Here is a 16739-nt window from a genome sequence, read left to right as displayed (position 1 = left end):
ATAGCTTGTGTCATCGGCAAGTCACAAATCCTCCAAGAGATTGAAAAGACGCGCCTTTCACTTTTCGGCCAACCCGATCGGGTTGGTCGGGGCATTAAAAACCGGGGATTATCTATGAATGATTTGAGCAGGGCGTCGCTGCATGCGCGTCGGATTCTGGGTTTCGCGAGCCTTTCCGCCATGGCGGTTGTGATCGCGGCGCCAGCGATGGCGCAGGATACCGCACCGGCTGAAACCAGCGCCGAAACCGCCGCACCCGAAGACGCGATCGTCGTCACCGGTTCGCGCCTGCGCGGCGTGACGCCGTTCAATAGCCCCGATCCGATCGCGGTGATCGATCCCGATATCGCATCGAAGGAAGGCAAGTTCGATCTGGCATCGACGCTGCAAAGCTCGCCGATCGCGGCCGGCTCGACCCAGATTACCGCCGCCATTTCGTCGAACTTCGTCACCGACGGTGGTCCGGGTGCGCAGACGATCAACCTTCGCGGGCTCGGCCCCAACCGCACCCTCGTGCTGCTCAATGGTCGCCGTGCCGGTCCCGCGGGTACCCGCGGCGGCGTGTCGGCGTTCGACCTCAACGTCCTGCCGCAGTCGATTGCCGAAAGCGTCGAAATCCTGAAAACCGGCGCCTCGTCGGTCTATGGGTCGGACGCGGTCGCGGGCGTGGTCAACATCAAGACCAAGACCAGCACCAACGGCCTCGAACTCAACGGCACCGTTTCGGCGCCCTTCGGCGGCGGCGGCGAGGAATATCGCATCAACGCGATCTGGGGTAAAACCTTCAGCCGCGGCCACATTCTGATCGCGGGCGACTATACCAAGGTCAAGGAACTCAAGCGCGGCGATCGCGCCTATCTCGCCTGTCCGGAAGCCTATACCTTCCGCGAAGATGGCAGCCGCGCCGACATCATCGATCCGCGCACCGGTCAGTTCAAATGCGAGGATCTGCGCTGGGGCCACGCCTGGACCTACAATCTGATCGACAATCTTCAGCTCGACGGTCCGGGTGGCCCGAACACCGGGCTCAACACCTCGCCGACCGGCGCGACGGTGCTGATGCAGTTCCAATATCCCGGCGAAGTGCTCGGCGTGCCGACCTATGGCGCGCCCGCCTATCCGGGTGACTTTGGCATGCCTGCCGGCTGGTTCCCGACCGGCTATGACACCGCATCGCTGGCGATCCAGAACGCCTATCACCCGTTCCAGGCCGATCAGACGCTGATCCCCGAAACCGACCTTTATACGGCGTTCGTCGATGGCGCGTTCGAAATCAGCGATTCGGTCGAACTGTTCGGCGAATTCCTGTTCAATCGCCGCGAAACCTACCAGAACGGCTGGCGCCAGTTCTGGAACTTTGGCTACACCGGCGACCTGTACGGCACCGGCACCCCGGCGACCAGCTGGGCGGCGGGGTGGCAGGGGCTGAACCTGATCAGCCCGACCGCAATCACCGATCAGTCGGACAGCAGCCAGAAGGTCGATTATTATCGCGGCGTCGCGGGCGCCCGCGGCGATTTCGGTGGCACCGGAAACTGGCGCTGGGAAGTCTATGGCCAGTACAGCAAGAGCATCGGCAAGTACCGCCAGCAGCAGGCGCTGCAGGACGCCTATGACACCGGCTATTTCCAGACCGCATCGTGCGTCGGCACCGTCACCCCGGTTTCGGGCAAGCAGTGCGTCGACATGCGCTGGCTCGATCCCAACTTCCTCGCCGGTGACCTGACGCAGGCCGAGAAGGATTTCTACTTCTCGTGGGAAGAGGGTAAGACCGTCTATACCCAGAAGTCGGGTGAAGCGACGCTGACCGGCGATCTGTTCAAACTGCCGGCGGGCGCGGTGCAGGTGGCGCTCGGCGCGACCATCCGCCAGGACCGCATCAACGACGTTCCGGGCGAAATCACCCGCGCGGGCAACGCCTGGGGCGCCTCGACGTCGGGGATCACCGCGGGCAAGAGCATGACGAAGGAAGCGTTCGGGGAAATCAACGTCCCCGTGCTGGCCGACAAGCCCTTCTTCCAGAATCTGACGCTCTCGGCGGCGGCGCGCATCACCAGCGTCAAATCGACGCGCGCGTCGGACGGTTTCTCGGACAGCGACAATGGCAACTGGACGTACAAGCTGGGTGCCAACTGGGCGCTCAACGACACCCTTCGCCTGCGCGCCAGCTATGGTACCTCGTTCCGCGCCCCGGCGCTGTTCGAACAGTTCCTCGCCGACGAAACCAGCTTCCCGCGTCAGACCGACATCGATCCCTGCGTCAACTGGGCGGCGAACCTGGCGTCCGGTCGCATCACGCAGCGTATCGCTGACAATTGCGCGGCTGACGGGATTCCGAACAACCATCCGGGCGGCGGCGCCACCGCAACCGCAACGTCGCGCGGCGGCATCGGCCTGCTCGACGCCGAAACGTCCAAGGCGCTGGTGGTCGGCGGCGTGCTCACGCCCAAGCTCGGCTTCCTGCCCGATACCACGATCAACATCGCGGTCGATTATTTCGACATCAAGGTGAAGGGCCAGATCACCCAGCTGGGTGGCCGCAACATCATCTTCGGTTGCTATGATTCGGACAATTTCCCGGCCGATCCGCTGTGTGACCTGTTCACTCGCGGCCAGACCGGGGCGCCGAACAATATCAACGAAGTGCGCGACCAATATGTGAATATCGCCAGCCAGCGTAACAGCGGTGTCGATCTGAACGTCAATATCCGCCACGATCTTGGCCGGTTGGGACGCCTGTCCTTCACCGCCGACATGACCTGGCAGACCAAGGATATTTTCCAGCTGCTGCCGACCTCGCCGGTCGAGGACGATTTGGGTGAAGTCGGGTCGCCGCAGTGGGTCGGCGATTTCCGCATGACCTGGGCCGCCAATGGCGGGACGACGCTGTTTTACGGCATGAACGTCATCGGCGGTACGTCGAACGTGCAGGAATATGTCGATCGCAACGGCGACGTCTGCGTGAACAGCGCGCTGCGCGGTCGCTATTGCCCCGTGCTGACGACGAAAGCGGTCTTCTACCACAATGCGTCGATTACGCAGGAAGTGGGCGACCGGTTCGAAATCACCCTGGGGGTCAGCAATCTGTTCAACACGCGCCCGCCGCGCGTATCGACGCTGAACGGCGGCACGATCTCGATGATCGGGCCGGTGGTCGCCGCGTCGCAATATGGGTTCAGCGGACGCCGCGGCTTCATCAACGTCAAGTCGAAGTTCTGATCGATTTGACAACGCAAACATTGGGGCGGCATGGCAACATGCCGCCCCAACTGTTTTTATAATCCCAAAGGAACGCCCGCGCCCGATGCCTGAAGTCACGGTGAAAGCCGACACGCTCGACGCCGAAAACCGCCGCTTTGTCCAGGCGCCGCTGCGCCAGCCGGTGTTCCTCAACAGCGTTCCGAAAAGCGGCAGCCACCTGCTGCGCAACATCATCCGCATGTTCGTGCCGGTCGCACAGCAATATGCGCGCGATTTCATCCAGTGGCCCAACCTGCAACAGCATCGCGGCGCTTTTGATCCCGCGCGGCCGCAGCTCAGCTGGGGCCATCTGTTCTTTGCCGATGCCTCGGCGATCGAAACCGCGCCGGCGCGGCGCATCCTGCTCTATCGCGATCCCTATGACTGGGTGATCGCGCGCGCGCGCTTTTTCGCGTCGGAGCAGTTTTCCGGGAACATGGATTTCTTCAAGACCGGCGCACTGACGGTCGATGAACTGCTGACGATGATGATCTTTGGCCTGCCCGGCAAGGCGCCATCGCTCAACGACATCTATGAAATGAACGCCGCGGCGTGGCTCGGCGCGCGCGTCCATGTCGTGACCTATGAAGAATTGATCCGGCATCTGGCCGACCTCGATACGCCTTCCGCCGAGGCCTTTTTCACGGGCTTGCTCACCGCCTGCGGCATCGATCGCCCCGACGATTGGCGGCTGCGCGTCCGCATCGGCGCCGACCCGGCGCAAAGCGGTACCGCGCGCGGCAACCTCACCGGCGTGGCGCTCGACTTTCCCGCGACGCTCGGCGCGCGCCACCGCGCGCTGGTCGACTATCAGGCGCCGGGGCTGCGCGCCGTGCTGGGCTACAGCGAATGACCATCGGCGGCACCGTCAGCGCCTTTCCGCTGCTGATCAGCGCCACCTCGCTCGCCAACGCCGGACGCCTCGAAGAGGCGGCGCAGCAGGTGATCGCCCATCTGCGGACGCGTCCCAACGAGCCGCAGGGACTCGCGAAGCTGGGCGAGATCGCGATGCTGCTCGGCGCGCTTGGCCAGTCCGAACATTTCCTGCGCCGCGCGCTCGCCGCCGGGTCGCGCGATGTCCAGGTCCGCCGCCACCTCGCGTCGGTGCTCAACCAGCAGGAACGGCTCGACCAAGCGGCGGCGTTGTTCGCGGCGCTGGAAACCGAGATCGACGATCCCGTCATCCCGGCGATGCACGCGCTGATCCTCGACAAATTGGGCCACAATGCCGACGCGCAGGCGATCCAGCAGCGGCTGGCCGAGCAGCATGGCGACAAGCCGCACCACTGGATCGCCTATGGCCACAGCCTGCGCGCCGCGGGAGAGGTCGATGCAGCGATCGCCGCCTATCGCAACGCGATCGCCGCCGACGACGAATGCGGTGAGGCCTGGTGGGCGCTCGCCAATATCAAGAGCCGCGTGCTGACCGACGCCGATGTCGATCATATGCAGCGGATGATCGGCATCGCGATCGACGTCCGCAACAGCGCCCCGCTCCACTTTGCGCTCGCCCGCGCGCTCCACGATCGCGGGCGTTATCGCGAAGCGTTCGATCATTATGAGCAGGGCAACCAGCAGCGCGCCGACGACATCGGCTATGACGCGCGCGAACTGACCGCCGAAGTCGCCGAGGTCGAGGCGGCCGTCGACCCCGCCTTTGTCGCGCGGCTTGGCGCCAAGCCGGTCGGCGACGCGGTGCCGGTCTTCATCGTCAGCCTGCCGCGCTCGGGCTCGACGCTGCTCGAACAGATGCTCGGCAGCCACCCCGCAATCGAACCCGTCGGCGAGCTACCCTATGCCCCCGCGATCCTGCGCGGCGCGATGGAAATGGCGACGCGGCGCGGCAAGGTGACGGTCCCGCAATTGATCGCGCAGATCCCCGACGCTGCCGCCGCCGCGATGGGGCAGGACTATCTTCGCCGCGCCGCGCTCCATCGCAAGACCGACCGCGGCTTTTTCATCGACAAGCTGCCGCACAATTGGAGCAACATCCTCTTCATCCGCCGCATCCTGCCGCAGGCGAAGTTCCTCGATATCCGCCGCGATGCGATGGACTGCTGCTTTTCGAATTTCTCGCAAAGCTTTTCGCGCGCCCATGCCTCATCGTTCCGGCTCGCCGACATCGGCCAATGCTACACCGATTATGTGCGGATGATGGCGCATCTGGATCGCGTCGCGCCGACGCTGGTTCATCATATCGACTATGAAGCGATGGTCGCCGACCCCGAAGCGCAGCTGCGCCCGGCGCTTGGCTATCTCGGCCTCGACTGGGATCCGGCGCTGCTCGAATTTCACAAGCTCGACCGCGTCGTGCGTACCCCATCGAGCGAGCAGGTGCGCCGCCCGCTCAACCGCGACGGGATGGACGTGTGGAAACCCTATGCCGAATGGCTGGGGCCGCTGCGCGATGCGCTGGGGCCGCTCGCGCGCTGAACGTAAAACGGCCCGCTCCCGGCGAAGGGAGCGGGCCGCTCTGATCCACGTTGGTGGAACTTAATCAGTAACGATAATGGTCGGGCTTGAACGGCCCTTCGACCGGCACGCCGATATAATCGGCCTGCTTCTGGCTCAGCTTCGAAAGCTGCACGCCCAGCTTTTCGAGGTGCAGCGCCGCGACCTTTTCGTCGAGATGCTTGGGCAGGACGTAAACGTCGTTCTTGTACTTCTCGCTGCGCGTCCAGAGCTCGATCTGCGCCAGCGTCTGGTTGGTGAAGCTCGCCGACATCACGAACGACGGGTGGCCGGTCGCGTTGCCGAGGTTCACGAGGCGACCCTTCGACAGGATGATGATCTGCTTGCCGTCGGGGAATTCCACCAAATCCACCTGCGGCTTCACTTCGGTCCACTTGTAATTGGCGAGCGCCGCGATCTGGATCTCGCTGTCGAAGTGGCCGATGTTGCAGACGATCGCCATATTCTTCATCGCCGCCATATGTTCGGCGGTGATCACGTCGGCGTTGCCCGTCGCGGTGACGAAGATGTCCGAGCGCTTCACCGCTTCGTCCATCGTCACGACCTCGAAGCCTTCCATTGCCGCCTGCAGCGCGCAAATCGGGTCGATTTCGGTGACGAGGACGCGCGCGCCGCCGTTGCGGAGGCTCTGGGCACTGCCCTTGCCGACGTCGCCGAAGCCCGCGACGGTCGCGACCTTGCCCGCCAGCATCACGTCGGTGCCGCGGCGGATCGCGTCGACCAGCGACTCTTTACAGCCATAGAGGTTGTCGAACTTCGACTTGGTGACGCTGTCGTTGACGTTGATCGCAGGGAAGGGCAGCTCGCCCTTCTTGGCGATGTGGTACAGGCGGTGGACGCCGGTCGTCGTTTCTTCCGACACGCCCTTGATCGCCTTGACCGTCTTGGTCAGGTAACCGGGGTTCGCCGCGACAAACGCCTTCAGCGCGCGCTGCATCTCGATCTCTTCCTCATTCTCGGGCGCCGGCATCGTCTCGCCGGCCTCGAGCTTCGCGCCCCACAGCGCGAACATCGTGGCGTCGCCGCCATCGTCGAGGATCAGGTTGCAGGTGGTGCCGTCTTCCACGCCCCAGTCGAAGATGCGGCCGACATAGTCCCAATAATCGGCGAGGCTTTCGCCCTTCACCGCGAACACCGGCACGCCCGTCGCGGCGATCGCGGCGGCGGCATGGTCCTGCGTCGAGAAGATGTTGCACGTCGCCCAGCGCACTTCGGCGCCCAATGCGGTCAGCGTCTCGATCAGCACTGCGGTCTGGATCGTCATGTGCAGCGATCCGGTGATGCGCGCGCCCTTCAGCGGCTGCGCCGCGCCATATTCGGCGCGCAGCGCCATCAGGCCCGGCATTTCGGTTTCGGCGATGTTGATTTCCTTGCGCCCGAAATCGGCGAGGCTGATGTCGGCAACGACATAATCACGGGTGTCGGCGGCAAGAGTGGCCACGGGGATTCTCCATATCGGCAAGTACGACCGCAGGCGAGCGGCCACGAAGTCATGGGTAATTATGTTGCGCGCTCTAGCCGAAAGCGCGCCGCCGATCAAATATAAACTTTTCTTTATATCGCAATCCGGGCTCGATCCGCCGAACGGCGCGGACACGCGAATCGGCGGCGCAAAATGCACCGGCGCCAAAATTAATTTTCAGCAGGCGCAATTGTGACAATCGACGTCACCAAATTGTGACAACGAGTCGGGCAAGCCAAGATTCTGAAAATCCTGACTTATAATACGCCTTGCGACTAGCATAATTCGTGATTGTGACACGAGTGTTACAAAGTGCCGAAAACATTGACTTTTCCGCCGATGAGCGAGAAAATCGGCCAAAGTTTTCGAGGGGATAGAGAGATGAAAAAAATATTGCTGCCGCTGATCGCATTGGCTTTCGCGACCCCGGCTGCCGCGCAATCGATCATCGTCGTCACCGGACCGCAGGCCGATTCGGCCGCGCTGCCGGTGGCCTATGCCGAACTGCGCGCCGGCGAAAATCACGCCGCGATCGCCAAGCTGACCGGCGACACCAATCTCGACGCCCGCGATCCGTCGCGGCTGATCAACCTCGGCACCGCTTATGCTCGTCTGGGTCGCACCAGCGAAGCCGCCGCCGCCTATGATGCGGCCCTCGCCAGCCCGATCCGGTACGATCTCGAACTGGCGAATGGCGATTATGTCGATTCGCGCTGGGCTGCCCGCACCGCGCGCGCAAACCTCGCCGCCGGTCGTCCACTGCTGGCTTTGGCGCGGTAATCTGATCGTCGCTCCCGCCCCGCGGCAGGGGCGACGATCAGACGATCAGGGGGATCAGCGCGTCTTCACCAGCATGAGCGTCCCCATGTCGATCCGGCTGCGGCCATCGAACGCGACGCTGTTGCGCGTGTCGGTGATAAACATCAGCCGCCCCGATGCGTCGGTGATGCGCGCCGACACCGCATAGCTGTGCCGCGGATCGAGCTTGTTTTGATCGACGGTGAACGAAAAGGCGAAGGGAACCTGGCGTCCGTCGGCAGTAAAGCTCTGCTCGGCGATCGTGCGCGACGGCGCGTCCATCAGGCTGACGTCGCTCAGCTGGATCTGCACCTGCGCGGTCGGCGGCAACGCCATGCGCTCGCGATAGCTGATCTGGCCGGTGACCGACACCGGCTGTTCGGACGGTCCCAGCGTCGCGCACGCGGCGAGCGGCAGGGTGGCGAGGCTGAGCGCGAGCGCGCGGGCGATACGGACCATGGCTGTTCTCCTGTTATGGCGCGCGGCGATTAGCCTCGCCGCGATGAACCCTGTCTGTCCGACCTGTTGCCCGGCGGTCAGCCTTCCAGCTCGACGTCCCAATAGAGCCAGTCGATCCAGCTTTCGTGCAGATAATTGGGCGGGAAACAGCGGCCATTGTCTTGCAACTGCCAGCTCGTCGGTCGCCACGGCTGGCGGTGGATCGGCATATGCGCCTGCTGCGGGGTGCGCCCGCCTTTCTTCAGGTTGCACGGCGCGCAGGCGGTGGTGACATTTTCCCACGTCGTCCGCCCGCCCAGCCGCCGAGGGACGACATGGTCAAAGGTCAAATCCTTGCCCGACCCGCAATATTGGCAGGCGAAACGGTCGCGCAGGAACAGGTTGAAGCGCGTGAACGCCGGGTGCTGCGACGGCTTCACATATTGGCGCAGCGCGATGACGCTGGGGATCGGCATCGTCCGCGTCGGCGAATGGATCTCGCGCTCGTAATTTTCGACGATGGTGACGCGGTCGAGGAAAACCGCCTTGACCGCGGTCTGCCACGGCCACAGGCTCAAGGGATAGTAACTGAGCGGCGTATAATCGGCGTTCAGGACCAGCGCGGGACAACTATCGGGATGCCGGGCAAGATCGGGATGAAACATGGCTTGGTAACGCAGCCCCCTTCGCTTCTCGGGATGGCGCGCCACTGCCTTCCCTGCGTGACACGATCATTACATGCCGCATCAGATTCTGACGTCAAGGGGGCATCTGCCGCAAGATATGGAAGGATTTCGATGAGCGCGGCACAGTATATGGAATCTTTACCAGCGCGATGCTGACCCGTTTCGCGCCCAGCCCGACCGGCGACCTTCATCTCGGCCACGCCTATAGCGCGGTACTGGCGCATGATGCGGCGCGCGCCGCGAACGGCCGGTTCGTCATCCGCATCGACGATATCGATGGCAGCCGTTCGCGCGCCGAATATGTCGCCGCCTCGCTCGCCGACCTTGTGTGGCTCGGGCTCGCCTGGGACGGCGAGCCGGTCCGTCAGTCGGCGCGACTGGGCGATTATGCTACAGCGCTCGATACGCTCCGCGCACGCGGCCTTGTCTATTCCTGCTTCTGCACCCGCGCCGACATAGCCGCCAGCCTGAGCGCGCCGCACGGACCTTCGGGGCCAGTCTATCCCGGCACCTGCCGCGACCTCCCCGCGGCCGAACGCGAACGGCGGATGGCGACCGAGCCGCATTGCTGGCGCCTCGACATGGCGCGCGCGGTTTTGACCACCGGCGCGCTGACGTGGGAGGAACAGGGGCAGGGGGAGCGGATCGCCGACCCGCGCGCGCATGGCGACATCGTCCTCGCGCGCAAGGATGCGCCCGCCAGCTATCACCTTGCCAGCACGCTCGACGATGCGATGATGGGGGTCACGCATATCATCCGCGGCGCCGACCTGCTCGCGTCGACCGATGTCCACCGCCTGCTCCAGGCACTGCTCGCCCTGCCGACCCCGCTGTACCGGCATCATCCGCTCGTCTGCGGCCCCGACGGCAAAAGGCTGGCGAAGCGCGACGCCGCGGCCTCGCTCGCGTCGCTCCGCGCCGCGGGCGTGGACGGCCCCGCGCTCGCCGCCGATCTGCTCGCGGCGCGGCTTCCCACTGGTTATTCGCTGCAAATGCCCTAAATAGGGGGCATGAACATTCTGCTGATCATCGGCGTCGTCGTGGCGGCCGGCTTCGTCCTGTTCTCGCTCGCGCGGGGGCTCTTCTATTTTTCGCAAGGTCATCAGGCGGTGATCGACGGGAAAGTCGAGGAAAATCAGGTGATGCAAAACAAGATGATGATGGCGCGCGTCAAATGGCAGGCGATCACCATCATCCTGCTCGTCCTGATCGGCCTGCTCGCCGCGGGCGGCTGATCGGGGCGCTTCTTTTTCCGTTCGTGTCGAGCGAAGTCGAGACACGCATCGTTCATGCTCGCCTTCCCGGTGTCTCGACTTCCGCCAAAGGCGCAAGTTTATCCTGAGCGCCTGCCAAGGCGGTCGAAGGGCTCGATACGAACGGGTTAGGGTGACGGTCGCACAACGGATTATCCTCACATGGTCAAGCTCAACAAAATCTACACGCGCACCGGCGACGACGGCACCACCGGGCTGGTCGACGGATCGCGGATTGCCAAATCGGCGCCGCTGATGGCGGCGATCGGCGATGTCGACGAAGCGAACAGCTGGGTCGGTGTCGCGGTCGCCGCGCTCGATCCCGGCAGCGTCGCCGCGGCGATGCTGGCGCGGATCCAGAACGAGCTGTTCGACCTCGGCGCCGACCTTGCCACCCCCGCCGACATCCAGTTCGGCTTCGGGCCGCACGACATGGCGCTGCGCATCGTCCCCGGCCAGATCGCGCGACTGGAGGACGAGATCGACCGCATGAACGACGATCTCGAGGCGCTGCGCAGTTTCATCCTCCCCGGCGGCACCGAGGCCGCGGCGCGGCTGCACGTCGCCCGCGCGGTGGCACGGCGCGCCGAACGCGCGGCGGTCGCGGCCGGTGCGGACCGCGACCTCAACCCGCTCGCGCTGACCTATCTCAACCGGCTCTCCGACCATCTCTTCGTGCTGACCCGCCACCTGAACGAGGCGGTGGCCGGCGACATCCTCTGGAAACCCGGCGCGACGCGATAGCGTGTCGTCGCCCCCGCGAAGGCGGGGGCCGCGATCGGCCTATCTCTGCATTGCCGCGTAAAACGGCAGCGGCCCCCGCCTTCGCGGGGGCGACGATCGTGTTCCCTTAATGTTCTAGACAATCCCTCCCGCCGTAACCATATTCCTTCTCCAAGCGAAACCGAATCGCACTGCGGGGGATTGTCTCATCATGGCCAGCCAAACCGACGCTTCGTCCATCGCGCCAACGACCGACAAGCCGGGCCTGCTCGCGCAGCGCTTCGCCGCGACGCGCCGCCTGTCGCTCGACCTCGTTGCAACGCTCTCCGACGCCGACGCCAGCGCGCAGTCGATGCCCGACGCCTCGCCCGCCAAATGGCACCTCGCGCATACAACCTGGTTTTTCGAAACCTTCGTCCTGCGCGATCCTGTGCCGGACTATCGCGCGTTCGATGACCGCTACGCCTATCTGTTCAACAGCTATTATGAGGCCGAAGGTCCGCGTCACGCCCGCCCGCAGCGCGGATTGCTGACCCGGCCGTCGCTCGATGACATCCGCATCTGGCGCGCGCATGTCGACACCGCGGTGCAGACCGCCTTGCCCGACCTGCCCTCCGCTGCGCTGACGCTGGTCGAGCTTGGCATCCATCACGAGCAGCAGCATCAGGAATTGCTGCTCACCGACCTCAAGCATCTCTTTGCGCAGAACCCCCTCGGCCCGGCGGTCTGGGAACGTGAAATCGCGCGTAAAGTTTCGCAGTTTTCGGCGATGAAATGGATCGAGGGCAAGGCGGGTATCGTCGGCGTCGGCCATGCTGGGGGCGGCTTCGCCTTCGATTGCGAAGGCCCGCGCCACGATACGCTCCTCGCGCGCCATGCGCTCGCCAGCCGCCCGGTCAGCAATGGCGAATGGCAACAGTTCATCGCCGACGGCGGCTATCACACCCCCTCGCTATGGCTCAGCGACGGCTGGGCGTGGGTGCAGGCCGAGGGAGTCGACGCGCCCGCCTATTGGGATGGCGATCGCCAGTTCACGCTGGCGGGCTGGCAGGACATCGACCCCGCTGCGCCCGTCACCCACATCAGTTTTTTCGAAGCCGACGCCTTCGCCAGCTGGGCGGGCGCGCGCCTGCCGACCGAATTTGAATGGGAAGCCGCGGCGGCGGGGCTCGATCCGGCTGCGGGACAGCAGCTCGACGCCGCCGGGCCGGTTCAACCCGCGGCGACCGGCGATGACACCGATCTGCAACAGATGTTCGGCAGCGTTTGGGAATGGACCGGCAGCGCCTATCGCCCCTATCCCGGCTTCCGCGCCGCGCCCGGCGCGGTCGGCGAATATAATGGCAAGTTCATGAGCGGCCAGTTCGTGCTGCGCGGCGGCAGCTGCGCCACCCCGCGCGGCCATCTTCGCGCCAGTTACCGCAACTTCTTCTACCCCCACCAGCGTTGGCAGTTCACCGGCCTCCGCCTCGCAAAGGATATTTGAGACCATGGGCGTCGTGCGCAATCTTCGTCAGGTTTCGGCGGACGACGCGGGGGTCGACATCGCCTTTCGCGCCGACGTCCGCGCCGGTCTGGCGCAACGACAAAAGGCGATTCCCGCGCGCTGGTTTTATGACGCGACCGGATCGGCGCTGTTCGAGGATATCACCGCGCTCCCCGAATATTATCCAACGCGCAGCGAAACCGACCTCCTGACGCGCCATGCCGCCGATATTGCCGCTGCAATCGGCCCGGGCCGGGCGGTGGTCGAACTGGGGTCGGGCAGTTCGACCAAGACCCCGCTGCTGCTCGGCGCGATCGCGCCCGCCGCCTATGTGCCGGTCGATATTTCGGGCGATTTCCTGCGCGACAGCGCCGCGGCGCTCGCCGCGCGTTTCCCCGGCCTTTCAGTCTATCCGGTCGAGGCCGATTTCACCCAGCGCGTTGCGCTGCCGCGCGAGATTTGCCCGCTGCCCAAGCTCGGCTTTTTCCCCGGCTCGACGATCGGCAACATGGTCGCGCGGACCGCGATCGACCTGCTCCGCAACTGGCGCGAGGCGCTTGGCGACGGGTCTTTGCTGCTCATCGGCATCGACCGGATCAAGGATATTGCGGTGATGGAGCGCGCCTATGACGATCCGGCTGGAGTCACCGCGGCGTTCAACCTCAACCTTCTCGAACGGATCAACCGCGAGCTGGACGGCGACATTCCGGTCGAAAATTTCACCCATCGCGCGATCTGGAACGACGTACATGCGCGGATCGAAATGCACCTGGTGGCGGCGTGCGACATGAATTTCACCGTCGACGGCCGCGAATATCAGATGGCGAAGGGCGAGACGATCCACAGCGAGAACAGCCACAAATATGGCCCGCGCGACGCCAATCTGCTGCTGCGCGCCGGAGGGTGGACCCCGATCGCGACGTGGGACGATGCCGATCCCGCCTTCGCGCTGATCCTCGCCGAAGCAATGGCGTTCCGATCGGCCCCTTGACCGAGACGAGCGATACCGTAGGGCAATCACCAAATCATCAGCCCGGCGAAGGCCGGGATCTCACCGAAGCGCTTTACCGAAACGGCGGGATCCTGACCTTCGCCGGGATGACGGATGAGGGCTAAAGAATATTCGGAGAATAGGAACATGATCGTCGGCGTCATCGGGGCAGGGCAAATGGGCGCGGGCATCGCGCAGGTGTCGGCGGGGGCGGGGCATGACGTGCTGCTGTCGGACATCGACCTGGCGCGCGCCGAAGCAGGCAAGGCGGGCATTGCCAAGACGCTCGTTCGCCTGGTTTCCAAGGACAAGATGACGCAGGGTGACGCCGACGCGCTGCTCGCCCGCATCACCCCCGTCGCCGATCACAGCGCCTTCGCGCCCACCGATCTGGTCATCGAGGCGGCGACCGAACGTGAAGATATCAAGCGCGCAATCTTTGCCAGCGTTGGTCCGCATCTGTCGGCGACCGCCATCCTCGCCAGCAACACCAGCTCGATCCCGATCACCCGCCTTGCACAGGCGTCGCCCGATCCGGCGCGCTTTATCGGCGTCCATTTCTTCAACCCGGTGCCGGTTATGGGGCTGATCGAGCTGATCCGCGGCCTCGCCACCAGCGACGCGACGCTGCAAGCCGTCGAGGCGTTCGGTCACGGGCTCGGCAAGGAAATCGTCCACGCCAACGACGCGCCGGGTTTCATCGTCAACCGGGTGCTGATGCCGCTGATCAACGAGGCGGTGTTCGCGCTCGGCGAAGGCGTCGCGACGATGCAGGACATCGATGCCGGGTGCCGTCTCGGCCTCAACCACCCAATGGGTCCGATCACGCTCGCCGACTTCATCGGGCTCGACACCTGCCTCGAAATCATCCGCGTGCTACATAGCGGCACCGGCGATCCCAAATTTCGCCCCGCGCCGCTGCTCGTCCAATATGTCGAGGCGGGCTGGGTCGGCAAAAAGGCGGGGCGCGGCTTTTACGACTGGACGGGAGCCGAACCGGTTCCGACGCGTTAGCGGATTGGCGGTCAGGGGGCCGCAAGGAGGCTTGATATGCTCAGGAAGATTCTCGCAGGATTGTCGGTCGCCGCACTGGCCATCGCGGCGCCCGGTTTTGCCCAGCAGGGGGCGCCCGAAGATTCGACGCTCAAGGACACCGCCAATCAGGTCACCGAACCGTTCGACGGCAAGGAAGCCCCCGCCAAACTGGTCGCGGTCCAGGCCGATCCCTATTCGCTGGCGGGGCTGGGCAAATGTTCGGCGATCATTCGCGAAGTGACCGAGCTCAACGAGGTGCTGGGTCCCGACGTCAATGAAGTGGTCGACAAGGACCGCGAAAAGAAGCGCGAAGAAACCGCGGGCCGCGTTGCAGGCAGCTTGGCCGGATCGATCATCCCCTTTCGCGGCCTGATCGGCGAAGTCACTGGCGCCAATGCCGAACGGCGGCGCTATGCTGCGGCGGTGTACGCGGGGACGGTGCGGCGCGGTTTCCTGAAAGGCGTCGGCCTGCAACGCGGATGCAAGGCACCCGCGCGGCCCTGACACGCGGCGCGCAATAGGAGGGGATTGCGATGGACGTCGGCAATATCCGCAGCTTTGCGATCGATGTGCCGCAGGCGGCGCTCGACGATCTCAACGACCGGTTGGTGCGGACGCGCTGGCCCGAGAAGGAGACGGTGGACGACTGGGATCAGGGCATCCCGCTCGCCTATGCGAAGGAACTCGCGGCCTATTGGCGGGACAGCTACGACTGGCGGCGGATCGAGGCGCGACTGAACGCGCTCCCGAATTATCTCGCAACGATCGACGGGCTCGACATTCATTTCCTCCATATCCGCTCTGGCAATCCCGCCGCGCGGCCGCTGGTGCTGACCCACGGCTGGCCGGGGTCGGTGCTGGAATTTCTCGACGTCATCGAGCCTTTGTCGGTCGACTATCACCTCGTGATCCCGTCGCTGCCCGGCTATGGCTTTTCGGGCAAGCCGACCGAGGCGAAATGGCGCGTCGAGCATATCGGCGCCGCGTGGGATGCGCTGATGGTCGCGCTCGGCTACGATCGCTATTTTGCGCAGGGCGGCGATTGGGGCAGCGCGGTGACCTGTGCGATCGGCATGAATCACGCCGATCATTGCGCCGGGATCCACGTCAATATGGTGGTGGGCGCGCCGCCGCCCGACCTGATGACGGACCTCAGCGAGGCGGAAAAACTCTATCTAGCGCGCTTTGGCTGGTATCAGGCAAAGGACAGCGGTTATTCGACCCAGCACGCCACGCGGCCACAGACGATCGGCTATGCGCTGACCGATTCACCCGTCGGACAGATGGCGTGGATTGCCGAAAAATTCCACGGGTGGACCGATTGCGGGCATCAGCCGGGCGGTCAGTCGATCGGTGGCCATCCGGAGAAGGCGCTGCCCAAGTATGCGATGCTCGACACGATCAGCCTCTATTGGCTGACCGCGAGCGCGGCGTCATCGGCGCGGCTCTATTGGCACAGTTTCCGCAATTTCGCCGCGGGCGAAATCTTGGTGCCAACGGGGTGCAGCTTGTTTCCGAACGAAATCATGCGGCTGTCGCGACGCTGGGCCGAACGGCGCTACAAGAATATTGTCCATTGGAACGAACTGCCCCGCGGCGGCCATTTCGCCGCGTGGGAGCAGCCCGAACTGTTCGTCAGCGAGGTCCGCGCCGCGCTGGCGAAGATGGCACTTTGATGCGGTCAAGGGACCTCGATCCGTTCTGTTCAGATTATACCGTAGCCCTGAGCCTGTCGAAGGGCGCCTATCGCCGATAAGCGCCCTTCGACAGGCTCAGGGCTACCGGTAGCATATGATTGTGCTGCAACAAGACTGGCGCTAGCGCGGCACCACCACCTGACGGCAGGTTTCGGGCGACGAGCGCAGCGCGGTGCTCCACATCGCCTCGTTCCCCTTGGTATGCAGCCGCCAGCCGGCGCGGTTCTCGTAAATCGCGCCGCTCGCCGCGGGGGTCGACCGCATCGCTTCGGGGCGGCCCCCGTTGACGCTGACCAGCGCGCGGTCGCCCCTGAAATCGACCTTCAGCCGGGTGCCGCGGTCGCATTCATAATAGGTGCTGACCCCCGGTCCGCCGACCGACATACAGGCGGACAACAGCAGCGCGGCGACCGCGACCGCGGGCGCGGCAAATTTGATCCCGTGCATCATCGCATCCT

17 protein-coding genes are annotated in these 16739 nt (G+C 64.5%); 13 read left to right on the top strand and 4 right to left on the bottom strand.

The features are described 5' to 3' along the window. Window positions 1-180 precede the first annotated feature (180 nt). From SPYCW_RS15270 to SPYCW_RS15260, 3 genes are all read left to right on the top strand, one after another. The gene (locus tag SPYCW_RS15270) at window positions 181-3219 is read left to right on the top strand and encodes a TonB-dependent receptor plug domain-containing protein (RefSeq protein WP_172595525.1); all 3039 of its coding nucleotides are present in this window, start codon (window positions 181-183) and stop codon (window positions 3217-3219) included. Between the two features lie 85 nt (window positions 3220-3304). Continuing rightward, the gene (locus tag SPYCW_RS15265) at window positions 3305-4093 is read left to right on the top strand and encodes a hypothetical protein (RefSeq protein WP_120217520.1); all 789 of its coding nucleotides are present in this window, start codon (window positions 3305-3307) and stop codon (window positions 4091-4093) included. After that, window positions 4090-5673 carry a tetratricopeptide repeat-containing sulfotransferase family protein gene (locus SPYCW_RS15260; protein WP_120217519.1) on the top strand — a complete coding sequence of 528 codons (1584 nt, stop codon included), beginning with the start codon at window positions 4090-4092 and terminating at the stop codon, window positions 5671-5673. The genes SPYCW_RS15265 and SPYCW_RS15260 overlap by 4 nt, the downstream gene beginning before the upstream one ends. Before the next feature lie 64 nt (window positions 5674-5737). On the opposite strand, the gene ahcY is transcribed toward SPYCW_RS15260, so the two are convergent. Then, window positions 5738-7153, bottom strand: a complete 1416-nt coding sequence (gene ahcY / locus SPYCW_RS15255; RefSeq protein ID WP_120217518.1) for an adenosylhomocysteinase — start codon at window positions 7151-7153, stop codon at window positions 5738-5740. On the opposite strand from ahcY, the gene SPYCW_RS18840 reads away from it, so the two are divergent. Next, window positions 7146-7370 (top strand): hypothetical protein, encoded by a 225-nt coding sequence (locus SPYCW_RS18840; protein WP_137871169.1) that lies wholly within the window; start codon window positions 7146-7148, stop codon window positions 7368-7370. The two genes, ahcY and SPYCW_RS18840, sit on opposite strands and share 8 nt — an antisense overlap. A 185-nt stretch (window positions 7371-7555) precedes the next feature. Next, window positions 7556-7954 (top strand): hypothetical protein, encoded by a 399-nt coding sequence (locus tag SPYCW_RS15250; RefSeq protein WP_120217517.1) that lies wholly within the window; start codon window positions 7556-7558, stop codon window positions 7952-7954. Between the two features lie 54 nt (window positions 7955-8008). On the opposite strand, the gene SPYCW_RS15245 is transcribed toward SPYCW_RS15250, so the two are convergent. Next, window positions 8009-8431 carry a YbaY family lipoprotein gene (locus SPYCW_RS15245; protein ID WP_120217516.1) on the bottom strand — a complete coding sequence of 141 codons (423 nt, stop codon included), beginning with the start codon at window positions 8429-8431 and terminating at the stop codon, window positions 8009-8011. A 77-nt stretch (window positions 8432-8508) separates the two neighbouring features. After that, window positions 8509-9075, bottom strand: coding sequence for an HNH endonuclease (locus tag SPYCW_RS15240; RefSeq protein ID WP_120217515.1), 567 nt, complete (start codon window positions 9073-9075; stop codon window positions 8509-8511). 170 nt (window positions 9076-9245) lie between these two features. Here SPYCW_RS15240 and gluQRS point away from each other — a divergent pair, with 170 nt between their 5' ends. The 8 genes from gluQRS to SPYCW_RS15200 all read left to right on the top strand — a co-directional run bounded on the left by gluQRS (window position 9246) and on the right by SPYCW_RS15200 (window position 16260). After that, window positions 9246-10097: a tRNA glutamyl-Q(34) synthetase GluQRS gene (gene gluQRS, locus SPYCW_RS15235; RefSeq protein ID WP_120217514.1), complete on the top strand. Its 852-nt coding sequence runs from the start codon at window positions 9246-9248 to the stop codon at window positions 10095-10097. Between the two features lie 9 nt (window positions 10098-10106). Further along, entirely contained in the window at window positions 10107-10331 is a 225-nt protein-coding gene (locus tag SPYCW_RS15230; protein WP_120217513.1) for an HIG1 domain-containing protein, read from the top strand. Between the two features lie 180 nt (window positions 10332-10511). Further along, on the top strand, window positions 10512-11093 hold the full coding sequence (locus tag SPYCW_RS15225) for a cob(I)yrinic acid a,c-diamide adenosyltransferase (RefSeq protein WP_120217512.1): 582 nt from the start codon (window positions 10512-10514) through the stop codon (window positions 11091-11093). Window positions 11094-11283: 190 nt separating this feature from the next. Next, complete coding sequence (gene egtB / locus SPYCW_RS15220; protein WP_120217511.1) at window positions 11284-12558, top strand: ergothioneine biosynthesis protein EgtB; 1275 nt, start codon at window positions 11284-11286, stop codon at window positions 12556-12558. 4 nt (window positions 12559-12562) lie between these two features. Further along, window positions 12563-13549 (top strand): L-histidine N(alpha)-methyltransferase, encoded by a 987-nt coding sequence (gene egtD / locus SPYCW_RS15215; protein ID WP_120217510.1) that lies wholly within the window; start codon window positions 12563-12565, stop codon window positions 13547-13549. Window positions 13550-13696: 147 nt separating this feature from the next. Then, entirely contained in the window at window positions 13697-14563 is an 867-nt protein-coding gene (locus tag SPYCW_RS15210) for a 3-hydroxyacyl-CoA dehydrogenase NAD-binding domain-containing protein (RefSeq protein ID WP_120217509.1), read from the top strand. 36 nt (window positions 14564-14599) lie between these two features. Then, window positions 14600-15088, top strand: a complete 489-nt coding sequence (locus SPYCW_RS15205; RefSeq protein WP_120217508.1) for a hypothetical protein — start codon at window positions 14600-14602, stop codon at window positions 15086-15088. Between the two features lie 29 nt (window positions 15089-15117). Further along, the gene (locus SPYCW_RS15200; protein WP_120217507.1) at window positions 15118-16260 is read left to right on the top strand and encodes an epoxide hydrolase family protein; all 1143 of its coding nucleotides are present in this window, start codon (window positions 15118-15120) and stop codon (window positions 16258-16260) included. A gap of 141 nt (window positions 16261-16401) precedes the next feature. Here SPYCW_RS15200 and SPYCW_RS15195 read toward each other — a convergent pair whose 3' ends face one another. After that, entirely contained in the window at window positions 16402-16731 is a 330-nt protein-coding gene (locus tag SPYCW_RS15195; protein ID WP_120217506.1) for an MliC family protein, read from the bottom strand. Window positions 16732-16739 lie beyond the last annotated feature (8 nt).

This window comes from Sphingopyxis sp. EG6 (genome assembly GCF_003609815.1).
Classification (GTDB): Bacteria; Pseudomonadota; Alphaproteobacteria; order Sphingomonadales; family Sphingomonadaceae; genus Sphingopyxis.
The sequence above is the reverse complement of the archived record's forward strand: the minus strand, read 5'-3'. Positions and strand labels throughout refer to the sequence as shown.

What these genes read in the sequence shown, in the direction of transcription:
- SPYCW_RS15195 (WP_120217506.1), bottom strand. Translation starts at nt 16,731, where the DNA reads ATGATGCACGGGATCAAATTTGCCGCGCCCGCGGTCGCGGTCGCCGCG.
- SPYCW_RS15250 (WP_120217517.1), top strand. Translation starts at nt 7,556, where the DNA reads ATGAAAAAAATATTGCTGCCGCTGATCGCATTGGCTTTCGCGACCCCG.
- SPYCW_RS15210 (WP_120217509.1), top strand. Translation starts at nt 13,697, where the DNA reads ATGATCGTCGGCGTCATCGGGGCAGGGCAAATGGGCGCGGGCATCGCG.
- SPYCW_RS15270 (WP_172595525.1), top strand. Translation starts at nt 181, where the DNA reads ATGGCGGTTGTGATCGCGGCGCCAGCGATGGCGCAGGATACCGCACCG.
- SPYCW_RS15200 (WP_120217507.1), top strand. Translation starts at nt 15,118, where the DNA reads ATGGACGTCGGCAATATCCGCAGCTTTGCGATCGATGTGCCGCAGGCG.
- gluQRS (WP_120217514.1), top strand. Translation starts at nt 9,246, where the DNA reads ATGCTGACCCGTTTCGCGCCCAGCCCGACCGGCGACCTTCATCTCGGC.
- egtB (WP_120217511.1), top strand. Translation starts at nt 11,284, where the DNA reads ATGGCCAGCCAAACCGACGCTTCGTCCATCGCGCCAACGACCGACAAG.
- SPYCW_RS15225 (WP_120217512.1), top strand. Translation starts at nt 10,512, where the DNA reads ATGGTCAAGCTCAACAAAATCTACACGCGCACCGGCGACGACGGCACC.
- SPYCW_RS15205 (WP_120217508.1), top strand. Translation starts at nt 14,600, where the DNA reads ATGCTCAGGAAGATTCTCGCAGGATTGTCGGTCGCCGCACTGGCCATC.
- SPYCW_RS15265 (WP_120217520.1), top strand. Translation starts at nt 3,305, where the DNA reads ATGCCTGAAGTCACGGTGAAAGCCGACACGCTCGACGCCGAAAACCGC.
- SPYCW_RS15230 (WP_120217513.1), top strand. Translation starts at nt 10,107, where the DNA reads ATGAACATTCTGCTGATCATCGGCGTCGTCGTGGCGGCCGGCTTCGTC.
- egtD (WP_120217510.1), top strand. Translation starts at nt 12,563, where the DNA reads ATGGGCGTCGTGCGCAATCTTCGTCAGGTTTCGGCGGACGACGCGGGG.
- SPYCW_RS15260 (WP_120217519.1), top strand. Translation starts at nt 4,090, where the DNA reads ATGACCATCGGCGGCACCGTCAGCGCCTTTCCGCTGCTGATCAGCGCC.
- SPYCW_RS15245 (WP_120217516.1), bottom strand. Translation starts at nt 8,431, where the DNA reads ATGGTCCGTATCGCCCGCGCGCTCGCGCTCAGCCTCGCCACCCTGCCG.
- SPYCW_RS15240 (WP_120217515.1), bottom strand. Translation starts at nt 9,075, where the DNA reads ATGTTTCATCCCGATCTTGCCCGGCATCCCGATAGTTGTCCCGCGCTG.